The 20,213-nt window shown below is 69.8% G+C and carries 19 protein-coding genes; 8 read left to right on the top strand and 11 right to left on the bottom strand.

Features of this window, described 5'->3' with window-relative positions; translation table 11 throughout:
* Positions 1-15: 15 nt before the first annotated feature.
* The gene (locus AC5Y4Q_RS00285) at positions 16-2,136 is read right to left on the bottom strand and encodes an acyl-CoA dehydrogenase family protein (protein ID WP_064923840.1); all 2,121 of its coding nucleotides are present in this window, start codon (positions 2,134-2,136) and stop codon (positions 16-18) included.
* Between the two features lie 282 nt (positions 2,137-2,418).
* Here AC5Y4Q_RS00285 and kstR point away from each other — a divergent pair, with 282 nt between their 5' ends.
* Genes kstR through AC5Y4Q_RS00270 form a run of 3 tightly spaced genes read left to right on the top strand, consistent with a single transcriptional unit; the run spans position 2,419 to position 5,198 of the window.
* A complete protein-coding gene (gene kstR, locus AC5Y4Q_RS00280; RefSeq protein ID WP_499958270.1) occupies positions 2,419-3,024 on the top strand; it encodes a cholesterol catabolism transcriptional regulator KstR in 606 nt (201 codons plus the stop codon).
* Between the two features lie 12 nt (positions 3,025-3,036).
* Positions 3,037-3,957, top strand: coding sequence for an MBL fold metallo-hydrolase (locus tag AC5Y4Q_RS00275; RefSeq protein WP_125224915.1), 921 nt, complete (start codon positions 3,037-3,039; stop codon positions 3,955-3,957).
* A complete protein-coding gene (locus AC5Y4Q_RS00270; protein ID WP_125224935.1) occupies positions 3,954-5,198 on the top strand; it encodes an SLC13 family permease in 1,245 nt (414 codons plus the stop codon). The genes AC5Y4Q_RS00275 and AC5Y4Q_RS00270 overlap by 4 nt, the downstream gene beginning before the upstream one ends.
* On the opposite strand, the gene AC5Y4Q_RS00265 is transcribed toward AC5Y4Q_RS00270, so the two are convergent.
* Genes AC5Y4Q_RS00265 through cysS form a run of 3 tightly spaced genes read right to left on the bottom strand, consistent with a single transcriptional unit; the run spans position 5,195 to position 8,442 of the window.
* Positions 5,195-6,094, bottom strand: a complete 900-nt coding sequence (locus tag AC5Y4Q_RS00265) for a glycerophosphodiester phosphodiesterase (RefSeq protein WP_125224914.1) — start codon at positions 6,092-6,094, stop codon at positions 5,195-5,197. The genes AC5Y4Q_RS00270 and AC5Y4Q_RS00265 overlap by 4 nt on opposite strands.
* Complete coding sequence (gene rlmB / locus AC5Y4Q_RS00260; protein ID WP_064924364.1) at positions 6,091-7,032, bottom strand: 23S rRNA (guanosine(2251)-2'-O)-methyltransferase RlmB; 942 nt, start codon at positions 7,030-7,032, stop codon at positions 6,091-6,093. Before rlmB ends, AC5Y4Q_RS00265 begins: the two co-directional genes overlap by 4 nt.
* Positions 7,033-8,442 carry a cysteine--tRNA ligase gene (gene cysS / locus AC5Y4Q_RS00255; RefSeq protein ID WP_064924363.1) on the bottom strand — a complete coding sequence of 470 codons (1,410 nt, stop codon included), beginning with the start codon at positions 8,440-8,442 and terminating at the stop codon, positions 7,033-7,035.
* 149 nt (positions 8,443-8,591) lie between these two features.
* Here cysS and AC5Y4Q_RS00250 point away from each other — a divergent pair, with 149 nt between their 5' ends.
* Positions 8,592-9,461, top strand: coding sequence for a hypothetical protein (locus AC5Y4Q_RS00250; RefSeq protein WP_125224913.1), 870 nt, complete (start codon positions 8,592-8,594; stop codon positions 9,459-9,461).
* Positions 9,462-9,476: 15 nt separating this feature from the next.
* Here the strand turns inward: AC5Y4Q_RS00250 and ispF are convergent, their stop codons facing one another.
* Genes ispF through carD form a run of 3 tightly spaced genes read right to left on the bottom strand, consistent with a single transcriptional unit; the run spans position 9,477 to position 11,119 of the window.
* A complete protein-coding gene (gene ispF, locus AC5Y4Q_RS00245; RefSeq protein ID WP_125224912.1) occupies positions 9,477-9,953 on the bottom strand; it encodes a 2-C-methyl-D-erythritol 2,4-cyclodiphosphate synthase in 477 nt (158 codons plus the stop codon).
* A complete protein-coding gene (ispD, locus tag AC5Y4Q_RS00240; protein ID WP_064924360.1) occupies positions 9,950-10,615 on the bottom strand; it encodes a 2-C-methyl-D-erythritol 4-phosphate cytidylyltransferase in 666 nt (221 codons plus the stop codon). The genes ispF and ispD overlap by 4 nt, the downstream gene beginning before the upstream one ends.
* 15 nt (positions 10,616-10,630) lie before the next feature.
* Positions 10,631-11,119, bottom strand: coding sequence for an RNA polymerase-binding transcription factor CarD (gene carD / locus AC5Y4Q_RS00235; protein ID WP_013830798.1), 489 nt, complete (start codon positions 11,117-11,119; stop codon positions 10,631-10,633).
* A 259-nt stretch (positions 11,120-11,378) separates the two neighbouring features.
* Here carD and AC5Y4Q_RS00230 point away from each other — a divergent pair, with 259 nt between their 5' ends.
* Both AC5Y4Q_RS00230 and radA read left to right on the top strand, forming a co-directional pair.
* Positions 11,379-11,915 (top strand): copper chaperone PCu(A)C domain-containing protein, encoded by a 537-nt coding sequence (locus AC5Y4Q_RS00230; RefSeq protein ID WP_064924359.1) that lies wholly within the window; start codon positions 11,379-11,381, stop codon positions 11,913-11,915.
* 51 nt (positions 11,916-11,966) lie between these two features.
* Positions 11,967-13,382: a DNA repair protein RadA gene (radA, locus tag AC5Y4Q_RS00225; protein ID WP_064924358.1), complete on the top strand. Its 1,416-nt coding sequence runs from the start codon at positions 11,967-11,969 to the stop codon at positions 13,380-13,382.
* A gap of 5 nt (positions 13,383-13,387) precedes the next feature.
* Here the strand turns inward: radA and AC5Y4Q_RS00220 are convergent, their stop codons facing one another.
* The 3 genes from AC5Y4Q_RS00220 to AC5Y4Q_RS00210 are packed head-to-tail and all read right to left on the bottom strand — an operon-like array spanning position 13,388 to position 17,424.
* Positions 13,388-14,152: a hypothetical protein gene (locus tag AC5Y4Q_RS00220; protein WP_064924365.1), complete on the bottom strand. Its 765-nt coding sequence runs from the start codon at positions 14,150-14,152 to the stop codon at positions 13,388-13,390.
* Positions 14,153-14,156: 4 nt separating this feature from the next.
* Complete coding sequence (locus AC5Y4Q_RS00215) at positions 14,157-17,051, bottom strand: MMPL/RND family transporter (protein ID WP_499957474.1); 2,895 nt, start codon at positions 17,049-17,051, stop codon at positions 14,157-14,159.
* Entirely contained in the window at positions 17,044-17,424 is a 381-nt protein-coding gene (locus tag AC5Y4Q_RS00210) for a hypothetical protein (protein ID WP_064923736.1), read from the bottom strand. Before AC5Y4Q_RS00210 ends, AC5Y4Q_RS00215 begins: the two co-directional genes overlap by 8 nt.
* Before the next feature lie 134 nt (positions 17,425-17,558).
* On the opposite strand from AC5Y4Q_RS00210, the gene AC5Y4Q_RS00205 reads away from it, so the two are divergent.
* Together AC5Y4Q_RS00205 and AC5Y4Q_RS00200 are read left to right on the top strand one after the other, a co-directional pair.
* Positions 17,559-18,758, top strand: a complete 1,200-nt coding sequence (locus tag AC5Y4Q_RS00205; protein ID WP_499957471.1) for a sensor histidine kinase — start codon at positions 17,559-17,561, stop codon at positions 18,756-18,758.
* A 1-nt stretch (position 18,759) separates the two neighbouring features.
* The gene (locus AC5Y4Q_RS00200; protein ID WP_065019326.1) at positions 18,760-19,428 is read left to right on the top strand and encodes a response regulator transcription factor; all 669 of its coding nucleotides are present in this window, start codon (positions 18,760-18,762) and stop codon (positions 19,426-19,428) included.
* Between the two features lie 154 nt (positions 19,429-19,582).
* Here the strand turns inward: AC5Y4Q_RS00200 and AC5Y4Q_RS00195 are convergent, their stop codons facing one another.
* The gene (locus tag AC5Y4Q_RS00195) at positions 19,583-20,200 is read right to left on the bottom strand and encodes a carbonic anhydrase (RefSeq protein WP_064923733.1); all 618 of its coding nucleotides are present in this window, start codon (positions 20,198-20,200) and stop codon (positions 19,583-19,585) included.
* Positions 20,201-20,213 lie beyond the last annotated feature (13 nt).

Here is a 20,213-nt window from a genome sequence, read left to right as displayed (position 1 = left end):
CGCGCCGACCGAAAGCTACCCCCGGGGCAGCCCCAGCAGCCGCTCGGCAGCCAAGGTGAGCAGGATCTGCTCGGTGCCACCGGCGATCGACAGGCAACGGGTGTTGAGGAAGTCGTGCACCTCGCGGCCGGCCACAGCGCCGGCCCCGTCGGTCAGATCCATCCGGTACTCGGCCAGCTCCTGGCGGTAGCGCACCCCGATCAGTTTGCGCACCGAGGACTCCGAGCCGGGGTCCTGGCCGCCGACGGCGAGCTGGGCGATGCGTTGATCCAGCAGCGAGCCCGCCTGCGCGGCGATGATCAGCCGGGCCAGCCGGTCCTGGCTGGCGGTGTCCGGTTCCCGATCCGCCAGGGTTTTCAGCAGTTCTTCCATCGGGTTGCCCAGCGCGGTGCCGCCGGCGATCGCGACCCGTTCGTTGGCCAGCGTGGTGCGGGCAAGCCGCCAGCCGTCGTTGACGCCGCCGACCACCAGCTCGTCGGGAACGAACACGTCGTCGAGGAAGACCTCGTTGAACAGGGCCTCCCCGGTGATCTCCCGCAGCGGCCGGATGTCGATGCCCTCGGCGGCCATGTCGACCAGGAAGTAGGTGATGCCTTTGTGTTTGGGCGCTTCGGCGTCTGTTCTGGCCAGGCACACGCCCCACTGCGAATCGTGGGCCCGCGAGGTCCACACCTTCTGCCCGGTCAGGCGCCAGCCGCCGTCGACCTTCACCGCCTTGGTGCGCAGCGCCGCCAGATCCGAGCCGGCGCCCGGCTCGGAGAACAGCTGGCACCAGAACACCTCGCCGGTCAGGGTGGCCGGGATGAACCGCTCGATCTGCTCGGGCGTGCCGTGCTCGAGAATGGTCGGCGCCGCCCACCAGCCGACCACCAGGTCGGGGCGTTGGACGCCGGCCGCAGCGAGTTCCTGATCGATCACCAGCTGCTCGGCGGGACCGGCCGCACGTCCGTACGGCGCCGGCCAGTGCGGCGCCAGCAGGCCCGACTCGGCCAGCGCCACCTGGCGCTGCTCCAGGGGCAGCGCCGCGATGCGGGCCACCTCCGCGGCGATCTCGGTCCGCACGTCGGACATCGCATCGTCCTGGCCGAGGTCGACCTCCAGCCGGCGCCGCACCCCGGCCCGGGTCAGCGCGGCGGTGCGGCGCAGCCAGCGCTCCGATCCGCCCAGGGCCTGGCCGATCCCGTAGGCCCGGCGCAGGTACAGGTGTGCGTCGTGCTCCCAGGTGATGCCGATGCCGCCGAGCACCTGGATGCAGTCCTTGGCGTTGGCCTTGGCGGCGTCGATGCAGATGGCGGCGGCTACCGCGGCCGCGATCGCGAACTGTTGGTCGTCAGAGTCGGCGGCGGCGCGCGCGGCATCACTGGCGGCCACCGCCGCCTGGTCGGCCCGACACAGCATCTCGGCACACAGGTGCTTGACGGCCTGGAAACTGCCGATCGGCTTGCCGAATTGCTCGCGCACCTTGGCGTACTCGACCGCGGTGTCCAGCGCCCAGCGGGCGACGCCGGCCGCCTCCGCGGACAGCACCGTGACTACCAGGTTCTCCACCCGGCCGCCCGACTCGAGCACCACTGCCGGCGCGGCGGTCAATGTCACCTTCGCCAGCGGCCGGGAGAAGTCGGTGGCGGTCAGCGGCTCGACCTGCACCCCGTCGGCACCGGCGTCCACCAGCACCCAGTTCTCGCCGGCCGGCAGCACCAGCAGCCCGTCGGCGGTCGCACCCAGCACCCGTTCGGCGGTGCCGGACACCTGCGCGCCCGCGACGTCGAGGTGCAGGTCGGCGTCGATCGCGACCCCGGCGACACGTTCGCCGCCGGCCAGAGCCTCGGCCAGCGGCGCATCGGTGACCACCAGGGTGGCCAGCGCGGTGGTCGCGACCGGCCCCGGAACCAGTGCCCTGGCGGCCTCGTCGACCATCGCACACAGGTCTTCGAGCCGGCCACCGGCGCCGCCGTACTCCTCGGGTACGGCCACCCCGAACAGGCCCAGGTCGGCCAGGCGAGCGAAAACCGGCTTCCAGGCGTCGGGTTGGCCCTGTTCGACCGCACGGATCGCCTCGGCGGTGCCGGCTGCGGCGGCCCAGTCGCGCACCAGCTCGCGAGCGGCGAGCTGTTCGTCGTTGATAGTCACGGACACCCTGGGCTCCTCGGGGTTATAACGGTGTTGAACTTCGCGAGTGAGGAAGTCCACCCCGCTCACTAGAACGTGTTCTAATAGTGCCAGCGCCCGAGCGTCAAGTCGAACCGTTGTGGCAGGACATGTCGCATCCTGTGCGTGTTGGGAGTGAGAGATTCAGCTGCGCGATGCGTATCGTTACTGGCGAGTAGGCCGATCAAAGGAGCTGCCCACCACATGTCGTCACCAGCCGACAGCAATCCAGCCCGCGGGTCGAGCACCCAGCCCCGCGAGGTCACCAGCGTGGCTGTGCTGACCGAATCCGACCTCGGCTCCGAGGCGCAGCGCGAACGCCGCAAGCGCATCCTGGATGCGACGCTGGCGATCGCCTCCAAGGGCGGCTATGACGCGGTGCAGATGCGTGCGGTGGCCGACCGCGCCGACGTGGCCGTCGGCACCTTGTACCGGTACTTCCCGTCGAAGGTCCACCTGCTGGTCTCGGCGATGGGCCGGGAGATCGCCCGCGTGGAGACCAAGACCGATCCGGCGACCTACGCCGAAATGACCCGGCACCAGCGGCTCAACCTGGTGGTCAACAAGCTCAACCGCGCCATGCAGCGCAACCCGCTGCTCACCGAAGCCATGACCCGGGCGTACGTCTTCGCCGACGCGTCGGCGGCCGGTGAGGTCGACCACGTCCAGAAACTGATCGACTCGATGTTCGCCGGGGCGATGAGCGACGGCGAACCGACCGAGGAGCAGTACCACATCTCGCGGGTGATCTCGGATGTCTGGTTGTCCAACCTGCTCGCCTGGCTGACCCGGCGGGCGTCGGCCACCGACTTCAGCACCCGGCTGGATCTGGCGGTCCGGTTGCTGATCGGCGACGACGACAGCCCCAAGGTCTAACCCGACGCCCCGATGCGCCTCAAGCCCGGCCGCCCCGACCTCGGCGGGTATGCGCACCGGTTCACCGTCCCGGCCGCGGCCCCGGATACACCGTTGTCGGTGACGTGGCTCGGGGTGTCCAGCATGCTGATCGACGACGGGTCATCGGCGTTGATGACCGACGGCTTCTTCTCCCGGCCGGGCCTGTTTCGGGTGGCGCTCGGCAAGCTGGCGCCGTCGCCGGCCCGCATCGACGGCTGCCTGGCCCGCGTCGGCGTGCAGCAGCTGGCGGCGGTCATCGCGGTCCACACCCACTTCGACCACGTGCTGGATTCGGCGGTGGTCGCCGACCGCACCGGCGCGGTGTTGGTCGGCGGGGAGTCGGCAGCCAACGTCGGACGCGGCCATGGCCTGGCCGAAGACCGTCTCGTCATCGCCACCCCGGGCCGGCCGCTCACGTTGGGCTCCTACGACGTCACCCTGCTCGAGTCACGGCATTGCCCGCCGGACCGCTATCCCGGACGGATCACCGCACCGGTCACACCGCCGGCGCCGACTGGGGCGTACAAGTGCGGTGAGGCGTGGTCGGTGCTGGTTTCGCACCGGCCCACCGGCCGAAGCCTGTTGATCGTCGGCAGCGCCGGCTTCATCCCCGGCGCACTGGCCCGGCAGCGCGCAGAGGTGGTGTATCTGGGTGTGGGCCAGCTCGGTTTGCAGCCCCGCCGCTACCTGGTGGACTACTGGTCGGAGACGGTGCGCGCGGTCGGCGCCAAGACTGTGGTGTTGACCCACTGGGACGACTTCTTCCGGCCGCTGTCAAAGCCGTTGCGCGCCTTACCGTATGCCGGCGATGACTTGGATGTCTCGATGCGGATTCTCAGCGAGTTGGCCGAGACTGACGGCGTCGCCCTGCACCTGCCCACGGTGTGGCAGCGCGAAGACCCGTGGACCTGAAGCCGGCCCTTGCGCTGCTGCTGCTCGCCGTGGTGCTGGGCTTCGCGGTGGCCCGGCCCCGCGGCTGGCCCGAGGTGTTCGCGGCGGTGCCGGCCGCTGCCGTCCTGGTTGCGACCGGCGCGATCTCGGTGCACGACGCGGCCGCCGAAGCGGCCACCCTGCTGCGTGTCGTCGCGTTCCTGGGTGCCGTGCTGGTGCTGGCGCAGCTCTGCGACGACGAGGGCCTGTTCGAGGCCGCCGGCGCGGCCATGGCACGCGCCGACATCGGGCCGCCGCACCATCTGCTGCGCCGGGTCTTTGTCATCGCTGCCGGTCTGACCGCGGTGCTGAGCCTGGACGCCACGGTGGTGCTGCTGACCCCGGTGGTGCTGATGATGGCCCGCCGGCGGCAGGCACCGATGCGCCCGCACGCGTATGCGACCGCGCACCTGGCCAACACCGCGTCGCTGCTGCTGCCGGTGTCCAACTTGACCAACCTGCTGGCGTTCCACGAGGCCGGCTTGTCCTTCGTGAGGTTCACCGCGCTCATGGCGGCACCGTGGCTGGCCGCGACGGCGGTGGTCTACCTGATCTTCCGGTGGTTCTTCCGCGCCGACCTGCGCGCGGCACCGGAGCACCGCCACGCCGGCCCGCCGCCGCCGGTACCGGTGTTCGTACTGGTGGTGCTGGGCCTGACGCTGGCCGGTTTCGTGGTCGCCGAGACGTTCGGTGCCGCCCCGGCGTGGGCGGCCGTCGCCGGGGCAGTCGTGTTGGCCGTACGCGGTTTGGCGCTGCGGCGCAGCACCCCGGCCGGCATCCTGCGGGCCGCCAATGTGGGTTTCCTGGTGTTCGTGCTGGCCTTGGGCGTGGTGGTGCGCGCTGTGGTCGACAACGGGCTCGGTGACCGGATGAGCACCGTGTTGCCGGCAGGCTCGGGGCTGGTGGCGCTGTTGGGTATCGCGGCGGTGGCCGCGGTGTTGGCCAATGTGGTCAACAATCTGCCCGCCACGCTGGTGCTGACGCCGCTGGTGGCACCGGCCGGCCCGGTGCCGGTGCTGGCCGTGTTGATCGGGGTCAACATCGGACCCAACCTGACCTACGCCGGCTCGCTGTCGAACCTGCTGTGGCGCCGGGTGCTGCGCAGGTATCGGGTTCCGGCCGGCGTCGGCGAGTACACCCGGCTGGGCTTGTGCACGGTTCCCGTGTCGCTGGCGGCGGCGGTGCTGGCCTTGTGGGCCGGCGCCCGGCTGTTGGGCGCCTAGCCTGGCCGATAGGCCGGCGGCAGCGGCATGCCGAGTTCGGCCATGACGGCACGCAGCCTTGCCGGGTAGTCGGTGATGAGACCCTCGACGCCCGAGTCGATCAGCGCGCGCATGGTCTCAACGTCGTTGACCGTCCACGGGATCACCTTGAGCCCCGCCCGGTGTGCCCGCTCGACGAATGCCCGATCCACCACCGAGTAGACCGGGGACACGGTATCAGCGCCGGCCGCCACCGCCCCGGCGATCGGATCCGATCCGTGTTCCCATAGCGCGACAAGGGGAATCGCGGGCGCAGCGGCGCGCACCAGCGGCAGGGCACGCCAGTCGAAGCTCTGGATCGCGACGACATCCAGCTTGCCGCCGGCCCGCACCGCCGCCAGCACGACATCGACGAGCTGTTGTGGGCTCTCGGCATCGACCTTCGTCTCGATGTTGTACCGCACTTCGGCGTGGTACGAGTCGACCAGCGCGAATACCTGCGGCAGGGTCGCGATCACGTTGCCGGGCACCGCTTCTGCTTCGGGGAACTGCGGCAGCAGCCGGCCGCAGTCCAGGGTGCGAACTTGCGCCAAGCTGAGGTCGCCCACCCGCTTGCCCACATACGGGTACTGCGGATCGCCGGCAACGGCAGGGCCGGTGTCGGCGCACTTGGAGGCCTCGATCACCGCATCGTGCCAGACCAGCGGCTGCGCGTCCCTGGTCAGCACGATATCCAATTCCAATGTGCTGACACCTGTTTCAAGGGCGTTGGCGAAGGCGCGCAGTGAATTCTCGGTGGCTTCGCCCCGGCCGCCGCGGTGCGCCTGCACATCGAACAGTTCCGGCGAGGCGTGCGCGGCTGACACCGTTGTCGCAACCGCCACCGCCGTCACCGCAGCAGCGGCCCAGCGGATCACCGCCGTTGACGCGCGATCTCGGCCAGCACCACCCCGGCGGCCACCGACGCGTTGAGCGACTCGGTCGGCCCGGCCATCGGAATCGACACGATCGCATCGCAGTTCTGCCGGACCAGCCGGGACAGGCCCTTGCCCTCGGAGCCGACAACCAGCACCATCGGGCCGGCGCCATCCAAGTCGTCGACCACGGTGTCGCCGCCGGCGTCCAAACCGACCACCTGCAGACCGCGATCGGCCCACGCCTTGAGGGTTTGGTTCAGATTGGAGGCGCGTGCGACCGGAATACGCGCTGCTGCACCGGCACTGGTACGCCAGGCCACCGCGGTGACCGACGCGGAGCGACGCTGCGGGATGAGGACGCCGTGCCCGCCGAATGCCGCCACCGACCGCACGATTGCCCCGAGGTTGCGCGGATCAGAGATGTTGTCCAGCGCGACCAGCAGCGCAGGCGCGACATCTTCGCGCGCGGCGGCGAGCAGGTCGTCGGGATGGGCGTAGTTGTACGGCGGAACCTGCAAGGCGATGCCCTGGTGCAGGCCGTTGGTGGTCATCTTGTCCAGGTCCGACCGGGGGACCTCCAAGATGGGCAACCCCGAATCTGCTGCCCGGGTGACGGATTCGGTCAAGCGCTCGTCTGCTTCGGCGCCGAGCGCCACATACAGCGCGGTGGCCGGGATCCCGGCCCGCAGGCATTCCAGCACCGGGTTGCGGCCCAGTACGGTTTCAGTTTCGTCGGTGCGCTTGCTGGCCCGGTAGGCCCGCTGCTTAGCGGCGCGCTTGGCGGCTTTTGCGGCCGGGTGGTACTCCCGCTTGTGTGCGGGCGGGGTGGCACCACGGCCCTCGAGCCCGCGGCGGCGTTGACCGCCGGAGCCGACGGTGGGGCCCTTCTTGGTCCCGGGTTTGCGTACCGCGCCCTTGCGCTTGGAGTTGCCGGCCATCTAGCCCGCCCCGTCCACCATCAGCGACCACTGCGGGCCGTCGCCGGTGTCGGTGACGTCGATGCCGGCGTCTTTGAGCCTGCCGCGGATCTCGTCGGCCAGCTGCCAATCCCGTTCGGCGCGAGCAGTTTCGCGGCGTTGCAGTTCCGCACGCACCAGCACGTCGACCGCCGCCAGCGCCGCCGACGTCTCGTCGCGCGATTCCCAGCGTTCGTCGAGGGGGTCGCAGCCCAACACGCCCATCATCGCCCGGATGGCGCCGGCGGCGGCCAGCGCGCCGTCGTGATCGCCGGCGTCGAGGGCGCGGTTGCCCTCCGCGCGGGTTCGATGTACCTCGGCCAGAGCGATCGGCACCGACAGGTCGTCGTCGAGTGCGGCGGCGAACCGGGGCGTCCAGTCACCGGGCAGCACCGCACCCACTCGGCTACACACCCGGTGCAGAAAGTCCTCGATACCGACGTAGGCGTTGACGGCGTCCTGCAGGGCGGTCTCGGAGAACTCCAGCATCGAACGGTAGTGCGCGCTACCGAGGTAGTAGCGCAGTTCGGCGGGCCGGACCCGTTGCAGTACCGCCGATATTGACAGCACATTGCCCAGCGACTTGCTCATCTTCTCGCCACCCAAGGTGACCCAGCCGTTGTGCAGCCAGTAGTTGGCGAACCCGTCACCGGCGGCGCGGCTCTGGGCGATCTCGTTCTCATGGTGGGGGAAGATGAGATCCATTCCACCGCAGTGAATGTCGAACTCGGGACCGAGGTAGGACCGGGCCATCGCCGAACACTCCAGATGCCAGCCCGGGCGGCCGGGGCCCCACGGCGTCGGCCAGCTGGGTTCACCAGGTTTGGCGCCTTTCCACAGCGTGAAGTCCCGCGGGTCGCGTTTGCCGGTGGCCAGCCCCTCGCCCTGGTGCACATCGTCGATCTTGTGACCGGACAGCTGGCCGTACTCGGGGTAGCTGAGCACGTCGAAGTAGACGTCGCCACCACCGGTATAGGCGTGGCCGGAGGCGATCAGCCGCTCGATCAGCTCGACCATCTGGGTGATGTGCCCGGTGGCGCGCGGCTCGGCCGAGGGCGGCAGCACGCCCAGCGCCTCGTAGGCGGCGGTGAACTCGCGCTCATGAGTGGCGGCCCACTCCCACCAGGGCCGGCCCGCCGCAGCGGCCTTGTTGAGGATCTTGTCGTCGATGTCGGTTACGTTGCGCACGAAGGCGACGTCGTAGCCGCGTGCGGTCAGCCACCGGCGCAGCACGTCGAACGCCACACCGCTGCGGATGTGGCCGATATGCGGCGGGGCCTGCACGGTCGCACCGCACAGATAAATCGACACGTGGCCGGGCCGCAGCGGAACGAAGTCACGAACGGCGCCGGTTGCCGTGTCGTGCAGCCGCAGGCTGGGGCGATCGGTCACGACGGGCCAGCTTACCGGGCGGGAAGGGCACGGCCGTCGTGGCCGCTGCTCCGCGATCGACGAACCCGGCTCTATCAGGCAATTACCAGGCGCGGACACCTCTTGCCACATGTGTGGACAGGTGCGCACCGGTCGCATATATTGCCAAAGTGACCAGACTTCTGGCGGCAGCCTCCGGGACCATCCTGGCTGTGGCCGCAATAGCCTCAGCAGCAACGGCATACGCCGATGAGCCAAACGACCACGGCGGGCAGGTTTCGACCCAGCCTGCGCCTGGGGCGAACCTGGCCGGGGCCGTTCAGCCGGCCGGCCCGGGCAGTGCAGGTCCGGCCGATGCCGGGGCGATAGGTCCGGTCGGCGGCATCGCGAACCCGGGCGCTGCGGGCACGGCACATCCGGGCAACGAGGGCGCGGCGAATCCCGACGGCACGGCACGGCCGGCCGAGGAGGAACCGGCACACCCGGGTGACGACGGTGTGGCGGCCGCGCCGGCCGCTGCAGGCGGGATGAACTCGATGGGTGCCTCCATCGGCACCTCGATGGCGATGATGGCCCCGATGATGGCGATGTATGTGCCGATGTTGGGCGCACCGATGCTGTTGTCGGGCTTGGGCGGTCTCGGTGCCGCTCCGAGCACCGGCGCGCAAGCCGCTGCGGCCGCGGCTTCAGATCTGGCCGGTTCGGCGGCGGCCACCGATCTGCCCGGTTCGGCCGCGGCGACCGACGCTTTGGGTCTGCCGTCGTCGGTTGCCTCGGACCTGTCCAATCTGGATCTGACCCCCAACTTCGATGCTGGGGATCTCGCGGGGACGACTACCGACGCGTTGGCCAGCTCGGTCCCCAGCGACTTGCCGCTCGACGCGCCGCTGCCGACCGATTTGCCCGACCTTGATGTGACCCCGCTGACGGACTCACTGGGCGACGTGCTGCCGGGTGTCGCCGAAGCCGGCGCGGGTGTCGGCACCGAGGCTGCCGGGAGCGGCGTGTGCCTGGGCCTCGCCATCATCGGCCTCTGCTAGCGCCCGCGGCGCGAACTACCCCGGTACCACCAGTGCGGTAGCGACTGCGGCGAGGCCCTCGCCGCGGCCGGTCAGTCCCAGCCCGTCGGTGGTGGTCGCCGACACCGACACCGGTGCACCCAGCAGGCCGGACAGCAGCTGCTGCGCCGCGCCGCGGCGCGGCCCGACCTTCGGCCGGTTCCCGATGACCTGCACCGCGGCATTGCCGATGGTGAAGCCGCTGTCGTGGAGCAGGCCGCGCACATGGCCGAGCATCACAGCACCGGTTACCCGTGCCCAGCGTGGATCGTCGACGCCGAAAACCGTGCCCAGGTCCCCCAGCCCTGCCGCTGACAGCAGCGCGTCGCACAGGGCGTGTACGGCGACGTCGCCGTCGGAGTGCCCGGCGCAGCCGTCGGCGTCGGGGAAAAGCAGCCCAAGCAGCCAGCAGGGCCGCCCCGGCTCGATCGGATGCACATCGGTGCCCAGCCCCACCCGCGGCAACACCGTCACCGGCTCACCACCGCCTCGGCGAGCACCGCGTCCAATTTGGTGGTGATCTTGAAGGCCAACGGGTCGCCGTCCACGATCTGAACCTGGCCACCGATGTGCTCGACCATCGACGCGTCGTCGGTGAACTGTATTCCGCCTCCAGCCTGCTGATAGGCACGCCGCAGCAGGTCGGCGGCGAACCCCTGCGGCGTCTGCACCGCCCGCAGGCCGGCGCGCTCCGGTGTGCCCAGCACCACCCCGTTGGCGTCGACCGCCTTGATGGTGTCGGGGACCGGCAGCGCCGGGACCACCGCGCGGTGCCCGGCCCGTAGCGCCTCGACCACGCGGACCACCAGGTCCGGCGGGGTCAACGGACGTGCGGCGTCGTGGACCAAGACGAAATCGGCTTCGCCGGCGTTCTCCAGCGCAAGCCGGACCGAATCGTCGCGGTTCGCGCCCCCGGCGACCACGGTGGCCGAGCCGCCGAGGATCAGTTTCGCCTCATCGGTCCGATCGGGGGGGACCGCGACGACCACCTGGTCGACGACACCGGATTCCCGCAGACCCGCCACGGCGCGCTCGACCAAAGTCTGCCCGCCGAGCAGAACGAATGCTTTCGGGACGTCGGCCCCCAGCCGCACACCCGAGCCCGCGGCCGGAACCACGGCTACTGTGCTTGCCACCGATACCCCGGTGGCTCAGGACGCCGCGGCCAGCACCTCGTCGAGGATGGTCTCGGCTTTGGCATCGTCGGTGTTCTCGGCCAGCGCCAGCTCGCCGACCAGGATCTGACGGGCCTTGGCCAACATCCGCTTCTCGCCGGCGGACAGGCCACGTTCCTGGTCGCGGCGCCACAGGTCACGGACGACTTCAGCTACCTTGTGCACGTCACCGGAGGCCAGCTTCTCCAGATTGGCCTTGTACCGGCGCGACCAGTTGGTCGGCTCCTCGGTGTGCGGTGCGCGCAACACCTGGAAGACCTTGTCCAGGCCTTCCTGCCCGACTACGTCACGCACGCCGACATATTCGGCATTCTCTGCGGGAACTCGAACGGTGAGGTCACCCTGAGCCACCTTGAGGACCAGATAGTCCTTCTGCTCGCCTTTGATGGTCCGGGTTTCAATCGCCTCGATTAACGCTGCACCGTGGTGTGGATAGACGACGGTGTCTCCGACCTTAAAGATCATCTGATTTGAGCCCCTTTCGCTACCCCATGCTAACACGTCGCTCAGACACCGGACGATCAACGGTGCAGGTCAGGGGCATCGCAGCCCCGGGCGGGGGCTTGACAGCAAGGATAAAGCGTGCATGACGTGGGCCACTTCGGGCCGGTCCGGGGCGGTCGATCACTCCTATGCGGCACGCCCCAACCCTGAGCTATCGCCGCTCTGGGCGTGCTACTACAGTGCATAGTCACAAACCGCAGCGCCCAGCAGGAGGCCTCACGTGAACCGCTTCAACAGGCTCGTTACCGCGTTGGCCGTCGCCGCGGCACTGGCCGGGTGCGGGACCGGCCAGATCTCCCAGACGGCCGACCAGGCGTCCGCGGTCAACGGCGCCTCGGCCACCGCGGGTGACCTGGCGCTGCGGGACGTGCGCATCCAGGCGGTGCAGGCCGGCGACGCGCTGGAGGCCGGCCAGACCGTGGACCTGGTGTTCGTCGCCAGCAACCAGTCGATGGACACCGGCGATGAACTCACCGGGATCACCAGCTCGGTCGGCAAGGTGTCGGTGACCGGCGGCAAGTCGATTCCCGCCGGCGGCGTGCTGGTCGTCAGTGCCCCGGCCGGCCCCGACCTGCCGACGGCACCGGCCTCCAAAGCGCTGCCCGAGGTCTCCAATGCCAGCACCGCGGCGGCCACGGTGACCCTGGACAAGGCGATCTCGAACGGGTTGACCTACGACTTCACCTTCGACTTCAAAAAGGCGGGCCCGATCCGGGTGGCCGTGCCGATCTCGGCCGGCGCACTGTCGCACCACTGACGCCTCGCGTCGTACGCCGCCGCTGTCGGACCCACCGGATACCGTCAGCGGGTGGCTAAAACCCCCAGGGCTCGATCGCTGTATCGCTGTTCGGAATGCGGCAACACCTGCGCGAAATGGCTGGGCCGCTGCCCGGAATGCGGCAGCTGGGGCGGCATCGACCCGGTGGCGGAGTCGGCCGCTCCGTTGAACGGACTGCGGCCGGCGGCGCCGGCCCGTCCCGCGGTTCCGATCAGCTCCATCGCACCCGGCCGCGCCCGTCACCAACCGACCGGCGTGGCCGAACTCGACCGGGTGCTCGGCGGCGGCGTGGTCCCCGGGTCGGTCACACTGCTGGCCGGTGACCCCGGCGTCGGCAAGTCCACGCTGCTACTCGAAGTGGCGCACCGGTGGGCGCTGGCCGGACGGCGGGCGCTCTACATCTCCGGCGAGGAGTCCGGCGGGCAGATCCGGCTGCGCGCCGAACGCACCGGGTGCAGTCACGACGAGATCTACCTGGCGGCCGAATCCGACCTGCAGACGGTGCTGGGTCACATCGAAGCGGTCCGGCCGACGCTGATGGTGGTGGACTCGGTACAGACGATCGCCGCCGCCGACACCGACGGCGTGGCCGGCGGGGTCACCCAGGTGCGTGCCGTCACGGCCGCGTTGACCGCAGCCGCCAAGGCCGGCGACGTGGCGCTGATCCTGATCGGTCATGTGACCAAGGACGGCGCGATCGCCGGCCCGCGTTCACTGGAACACCTCGTCGACGTCGTGCTGCATTTCGATGGCGACCGCAACTCGGTGCTGCGGATGGTGCGGGCCGTGAAGAACCGCTTCGGCGCCACCGACGAGGTGGGCTGTTTCCTGTTGCGCGACAGCGGGATCGAAGGTGTCGCCGACCCGTCAGGGCTGTTTTTGGAACAGCGCAGCGAACCGGTACCCGGCACCGCGATCACCGTCGCACTCGACGGCAAACGCCCGCTGATCGGCGAGGTGCAGGCGCTGCTGGCAGACCCTGTGGGCGGGTCGCCGCGCCGGGCGGTCAGCGGCATCGACCACGCCCGGGCCGCCATGATCACCGCGGTGCTCGGCAAGCACGCACAGCTGCCGATCGCAGCCGCCGACATCTACCTGTCCACCGTGGGCGGTATGCGCTTGACCGACCCGTCGACCGATCTGGCCGTGGCCATCGCGCTGGCATCGGCGTATTCGGGTCTGCCGCTGTCGGCGAGCACGGTGGTGCTGGGCGAAGTGGGGCTGGCCGGCGACCTGCGCCCCGTCAGTGGCATGGACCGCCGACTGGCCGAGGCGGCCCGGCTCGGGTTCACTACCGCGCTGACACCGCCGGGCGCCCCGGCCGCCGTCGGCGATCTGCGCACGGTTGCGGCGGCCAATATCGTTGCGGCGCTGCACCATATGGTCGGCCTCGCCGACCAACGCGCCGGCAGAGCGGCGCCGCTGCAACTACTGGACCGGGGTTAGGGCGATCAGTTACCCGGCGGCAGCGCTTCGGGTGCCGGGAGGTTCTCGACCGGGGGTGGGGCGTCCGGGGAGGGCTCGGCCAATATGAACGGCACCGGCGCCGATCTCAGATTGCCCAGTTGAACAACGAGGTTGTAGGTGCCCGGGCCGATCGGCTGCCGTGGCAGTGGGCATTGCGGCGCCGAACCCATTCCCGTCCAGGTCACCGTGGTTGTCACCTGTTCGCCGGGATCGAAGGTCTTGACCAGGGTCTCGTTTGACGGCGCGCAGTCCAGGTTCGACCACAGCCGCTGGTTGTCCAGTGAGTAGACATAGGCGGCCAGCACCGCCGCGCCCACATCCCGCTTGCAGGCGACCAGGCCGATGTTGGTGACCACCATGGTGAACTGGGGCTGCTCCCCCACCATGTACTGCGGACCGGTGATGCCCTTGACCGCCAGCGTGGAGTCAGGGCAGTCGTCACCCGCCTTGAGCACCGGCGGCGGGATCACCGCCGCAGTCGGGGTCGGCGACGGCGGTGGCGCCTGCTCGGCGGGCGGCACCACGGGCGTCTTGGCCTCTTCCGGCGAGGCGCCTTGCGACTTGGGGTGCTGCTGCGCGGCGGCCGTCTTCTGGGCGTCACCGTTCTCGGCGCCCGCGCTGCCGTGCATCACAGCGAAGATGATGGCCACGATCAGCCCGATCACGGCGACCGCGATGCCCAGCGCCAAGCCCCGGCGTCGCCAGTAGATCTGCGAAGGCAGCGGACCCTGCGGTTCCAAATCGAGCACGTTCTCACGGTAGGACGTGCTCACGCCGAGTTGTCCGACCCTTCCCGGCGTGTCGTTGCCGCGTTGTGACCTCGCCCGAGTATTCAGCGTGCGGCGCGGCGGCGCGTGCGCCGATCCGGGCCGGCCACCAGAACCAGCGGCCCAGCAGTCGCACCATCGATGGCATCACGAAGGTCCGCACGATCAGGGTGTCCAGTAACAGCCCGACGCAGACCGTCACACCGACCTGCGCGATGCTCAAGACGGTGCTACCCACCAGCGCCAACATCGTGACGCCGAAGATGATGCCTGCGGTGGTCACCACCCCGCCGGTACCGGCGAAGGCCCGGACCATCCCGGTGCCGATGCCGGCCCGGGCCTCCTCTTTGATCCGCAACGCCAGCAGCAGGTTGTAATCGGTGCCGACGGCCACCAACGCGATGAACGCCATCGGCGCCACGGCCCAGTGCAGTGGGCGGCCGAACAGGTGCTGCCAGAGCAGCACACAGACCCCCAGCGCCGACGCATACGACACGATGACGGTGCCGACCACCACCAGGGCGGCCACCGGACTGCGCAGCATCACCGCGACGATCGCGAAGATCAACGCCAGTGTCGCGGTGACCAGCAACACGATGTCGCCACGGACCAGCGCCTGCAGATCCCGGGTGGCCGGCCCCACCCCGGCCAGGTGCACCGACACCGGGGTCAGCGTTCCCTCCTTGGTCGCCTCCCGCACCGCGGTCTCGATGAGCTCCGCGCGCTGGGCCCCGTCGGCCCCCCATTCCTGTCCGTCGCCGTAGACCAGTAGCAAGGTCGCCCGGCCATCCGGTGACATCAGCGTGCGGAGCACTTCGGCGTACCTCGGGTCGGACAGCGCGCGGGCGGGCAGATAGAAACCGCCCGCCGCGCTGCCCTGGAAATCGCCTGCGACCGCGCGCAGGTACGCGGTGAGTTCATGCAACTGCGACGGCAACGCATCCACCACGGCACGCAACTCGCCGGTTGCGGCCCGGGCTTGGTCCAGCACCTCACGCATCGACGCCACAGCGGCCGGCAGCCCGGCCAACGCGGCCGTCGCGGTACCGGATCCCGACGCCAGTTTAACTGCGCCATCGGCCAATTCGGCCGAACTGCGGGCGACGTCGTCGACCGGCCCGACAACCCGGGCCGCCACCGAGCAGATCGGGTTGACCGCACAATCCGGGGTGTTGTCGACGAACCCCCGCAGCGGATCGAGATATCCCGACAGCGCGTCGACGTCGCGCCGCAGGCCGTCCATCCCCGAGCGCATATCGACAGCGGCCGAATCGATTTCACGCAGACCGGAGGCGCCGCCGGCCAGCCCGCCACCCAGCTGATCCATCGCCGCGGACACCTGCGACAACACGGCATCCACATCGCTCACCCGCGACAACCACTCGGCCAGCGCATCGACACCGGCGCCCAGCTGTTCGCCGAGCAGCCCGGACTGATGACTCAACGTCGCCTCATCCGGTACCGCGCCCGCCGGACGGCTCGCCGATTGCACACCTCGCACCCCGGGGATCGCCATGAGCGCCCGGCTGACTCGTTCGACGGCGAGCAGACCGGCCGGGTTGCGCAGATCGTGATCGGCCTCGACGGTGACCATATCGGGCAGCAATTGATTCGCCGCGAAATGCCGGTCCATCGCGGCGTAGCCACGATTGGATTCGACACCTGCCGGGGTCGCCGACGGCTCGTTCCAGCCGGTCTGCATGCCGATCAACGGCACCGTCAAGACCAGGACCAGCCCCACACTCGCCGCCATGATCGGGCCGGGCCAGCGTGCGACTACGACCCCGAGCCGACGCCACCGGCGAGCGATCAGCGACCGGCGAGGTTCCAGCAGGCCTCGCCGGCCGGCCAACGCGATCAGCGCAGGAGTCAAAGTCAGTGCTGCCGCCAGGACCACCAGAATCCCTATGCCGCAGGGTATTCCGGCGCTACGGAACATGCTGATCCGGGCCAGGCTCAAACACGCCAACGCCGCGGCGATGGTCAGCCCGGAGCCGACGATGACCGGGGCGACACCGCGGTAGGCGGCGGCCAGGGCGTCCGCGGGATCGATCCCGCGGCGGCGGCCCTCGTGGTAGCGACCGATCAGAAAGATCGCGTAGTCGGTGCCGGCGCCCAGGATCATCGCCGCGAGCAGCGCCACGGTGAACAGCGACACCTCGACGAGACCATGCTCACCGAGCAGAGCGACCAGCGGCCGGGCCAGCGCCAGCGCCAGGCCCACCGAGATCAGCGGGACCGCCGCGGCCACCGGCGAACGGTAGACGAGCAACAGCAGCAGCATGATCACCAGCACGGTCACCGCGGTGATCGCGAGCATCTGGTGGTCGATCGCCGCGAACTCGTCGACCAGGGTGGCGCCGGGCCCGGTGACGAACACCTGCAGGCCGGCGGGCGGGCCGAGCCGGGCCACCGCATCGCGGACCGCGGTGACCGACTCGGCGGCCGCCGACGTGCCCAGCGCCCCGGACAGCCGCACCATCATATTGACCGCCCGCTGGTCGCGACTCTGCGGCGCCGACGAGGTGAGCGGTGCCGTCCACAGGTCGGTGACGGCCTGCACGTGACGGGAATCGGCTCGCAGCGCGGCCACCAGCGCCTCGTAGTAGTGCCGATCCGCCGGCCGCAGCGATTGATCACGTTCCAGCACAACATAGTTGAGGTTGTTGCTGGGCGCGTCGCCGAACAGTTGCGCAGCCCGGCCGGCCGCGATGTTGTTGGCTGCGTCGGCGGGCATGAACGATCCGGAGTGCGACGCCACCACCCGTTCCAGCTGCGGCACGGCCAGATTGGCCAGACCGGCCGCGGCGATCCACGCCAGCACCACCGCGACCGCCCAGCGCTGGGTGAACCGGGCGACGAAGTCGGCCAGCTCAGGCAATGGTCTGCAATCCGAAGGGCACACCGTCGAACAGTTCCTCGAGCCTCGGTTCACGGTGCTGCAGCGCTCGGACCCGCACCGATCGCGCCGCGGCGGCATCCAAAAGGGCGCGAAGGCCCGGTTGTTGGGCGGCCAGTTCGGCTCTGGCCAGCTCGGCCGGCACACCGTCGTAGTGGGCCTGGTCGAGTTTTGCCGCCAATGCGGTCATCCAGCGCTGCTGCAATGCCAGCAGCAGGCTCTCCTCGCTGCCGAACAGCCGCTCGATGTCTGGGGCGTTGCCGTTGAAATGCAGTGCCGAATCAGGTGCTTCGGCGGCGCGGTCGATCAGGTCGGCCATAAACGCCATCCGCTGGTGAAACTGGTTCCACGTCATGTCAGCAACGCTAGGAATCATCACCGGGCTCGACATCGTGCCGCGGTTCGGTTTTGGTTCTCCCACTCCGGGCGCAGTGCGTCTCCACCCGCAGAAGGATGTGCGCGGGCGGACATGCCTTCTACGATGAGCCGATGTTGGGTGAGGTGGCCGGGTTTGTGCGCGATCGGATCCGGCAGCGCGCTGGGCTCATCCCAACCGGCTACTCCTGGTCGTTCGTCCTGCTGGTCGACGGCTGCATGGTGGTGAGCCTGGTCGCATCGGCCCTACAACGCACCCGCGCCGACATTCCCGCTTCCGCCGCCGCGGCGCTGCTCGCGCTCGCACCGTTGGCGCTGTTCTTTGCGGCCGGAGTCAAGTTCCTGCCCGGCTTGGTGTGGGCGACTTCGTTCGCGGCCACCGCCATTCTGCTGTTCGCGACCTCTACGCCGGTCGACGGCGATCTCGCCCCGGCCTTGCTGGTGGTGACACTGGGGGCGTTCGCGGCACTCGGTCCATCGCTGTACGGACCGCTTGCGCTTGTGTCGGCGGTGGCCCTGCTGGCGGCGGCGTCGGCGTTGCACCGCCTCGACGCGCTGCCGCTCTATCTGGGCATGGCCGCAATGGGCTGGCTGGTGGGGATTCTGACCCGGATCCAGGCGCAGCTGCTCGTCACCCAACAGGAGCTGCAGGCCGATCTGGCCGAGCACGCGGCCGCCGACGAACGGCGCCGCATCGCCCGCGAGGTGCATGACGTCATCGCGCATTCGCTGTCCATCACCCTGCTGCACGTCACCGGGGCCCGGCATGCCCTGCAGCAGGACCGCGACGTCGACGACGCGGTCGACGCACTCACCGATGCCGAGCGACTGGGCCGCCAGGCGATGGCCGATATCCGCCGCACGGTCGGGTTGTTGGAGGACGGTCCGGCGGGCACCGCCCCGGAACCGGCCATTGCCGACCTGGCGGATTTGATCGCCGATTACGCCCAGGCCGGGCTGAAAGTCACGCTGCGCAGCGAGGGGTCGAGCGATCCGGTGTCGGCGGCCACCGGGCTGGCGCTGTACCGCATCGCCCAGGAGTCGCTGGCCAATATCGCTAAGCATGCACCTGAGTCCAAAGCCACGGTGGCCCTTACTGTTTCGCCCGCCACCGCGCTACTGTCCATTGTCAATGAGATGCCGGTCGCGGTGGCCTCAGCATCTCGGGACGGTCGCGGGCTGGCCGGGATGCGCCAGCGTGTCGAGCTGCTCGGCGGCACCATCGATGCCGGGCCGTGCCCGCAAGGGTGGTCGGTGCGCGCCGAGATCCCGTTGACCGACCCGGGCTCGCGGTTGCGGCGGTGCCCGCTCTGACATGGCCGGCCCCGAGATCTCCGTGCTGCTGGTCGACGACCAGGACCTGGTCCGCTCCGGGCTGCGCCGGATTCTGCGTCGCAAGGACGGGTTCGTCGTCACCGGCGAATGCGCCGACGGTGACGAGGTTCCCGACGCGGTCGCCGAGCACCGCCCGGATGTGGTGGTAATGGATCTGCGGATGAAGCGCCTCGACGGGATCGAAGCCACCCGCGGACTTACCGCCACCCCGGGCTCGCCGCCGGTCCTGGCACTGACCACGTTCAATGAGGATGAGCTGCTGTCGGCGGCGTTGCGGGCCGGCGCATCCGGGTTCGTCCTCAAGGACTCGCCGGCGGAGGAGTTGATCCGCGCCGTGCGCGCGGTCGCCGGAGGCGACGGCTACCTCGACCAGGCAGTCACCGCCCGGGTATTGAGCACCTACCGCAACGTCACCGTCGAACATCGCGCGCAGGCCGTCACCGAGCTGACCGCACGCGAGCGTGATGTGCTCCGGTTGATCGCCCAGGGGCGGTCCAACGGTGAGATCGCCGACGACCTGTTCATCTCCGAGGTGACGGTGAAAAGTCACATCGGCCGCATCTTCGCCAAGCTCGACCTGCGCGACCGCGCCGCGGCCATCGTTTACGCCTACGACCACGGCGTCGTCACGCCGCGCTACGGCGGCTGAGCTGGGCTGGCTGTGCGGCTCGCCCCCTCGCCGCTGCGCGGCTGGGGGTACCCGCAGAGCCGGCTCGTCCCTGGCCCGCCTCGTCGCCGTCTACGCCGGCTGATCGCGGCGGTTCCAGCTTCGCCTCTGCTTCGTCGAGCCTCGCTGAACCGCCCTAGTCGCCGATGTCACCGAGGTGATCGCGGGCCTGCACCCGCCCGTCGGCCAGGTGGTAGGTCGCGCCGACGATCGCCAGCCTCCCGGCCGCGATCTGGTCGGCGATCACCGTGGACCGAGCGGCCAACTGCGCCACTGTCTCGTTGACGTGGCGGGTCTCGAACTCGTCGACGGCGCTCAGCCCGTCCCGCCGGCCCAGCAGGATCGACGGGGTCACCCGCTCAACGATGTCACGCAGGTAGCCGCCCGGCACGGCGCCGCCGTCCAGCGCCGACAGCGTCGCCTTGACCGCGCCGCAGCTGTCGTGACCGAGCACCACGATCAGCGGCACGTCGAGCACTGCCACCCCGAACTCGATGGAACCCAACACCGCCGAGTCGATGACGTGGCCGGCGGTGCGCACCACGAACATGTCGCCCAGACCCTGGTCGAAGATCAGTTCGGCGGCCACCCGGCTGTCACCGCAGCCGAACACCACCGCGGTCGGCTTCTGGCCATTGGCCAGGGCGGCGCGGCGCGCGACATCCTGGCTGGGATGGAGGGGTTCGCCGGCGACGAAGCGCTCGTTACCCTCCTTGAGTGCCTTCCACGCGGATATCGGGTTCGAGTTCGGCATACCCGACATTGTG

It is taken from the genome of Mycobacterium sp. NGS16 (assembly GCF_059813225.1).
The sequence above is the reverse complement of the archived record's forward strand: the minus strand, read 5'-3'. Positions and strand labels throughout refer to the sequence as shown.

What these genes read in the sequence shown, in the direction of transcription:
- AC5Y4Q_RS00275 (WP_125224915.1), top strand. Translation starts at nt 3,037, where the DNA reads ATGCGCCTCAAGCCCGGCCGCCCCGACCTCGGCGGGTATGCGCACCGG.
- rlmB (WP_064924364.1), bottom strand. Translation starts at nt 7,032, where the DNA reads ATGGCCGGCAACTCCAAGCGCAAGGGCGCGGTACGCAAACCCGGGACC.
- carD (WP_013830798.1), bottom strand. Translation starts at nt 11,119, where the DNA reads ATGATCTTTAAGGTCGGAGACACCGTCGTCTATCCACACCACGGTGCA.
- AC5Y4Q_RS00210 (WP_064923736.1), bottom strand. Translation starts at nt 17,424, where the DNA reads ATGACGTGGAACCAGTTTCACCAGCGGATGGCGTTTATGGCCGACCTG.
- AC5Y4Q_RS00205 (WP_499957471.1), top strand. Translation starts at nt 17,559, where the DNA reads ATGTTGGGTGAGGTGGCCGGGTTTGTGCGCGATCGGATCCGGCAGCGC.
- AC5Y4Q_RS00200 (WP_065019326.1), top strand. Translation starts at nt 18,760, where the DNA reads ATGGCCGGCCCCGAGATCTCCGTGCTGCTGGTCGACGACCAGGACCTG.
- AC5Y4Q_RS00195 (WP_064923733.1), bottom strand. Translation starts at nt 20,200, where the DNA reads ATGCCGAACTCGAACCCGATATCCGCGTGGAAGGCACTCAAGGAGGGT.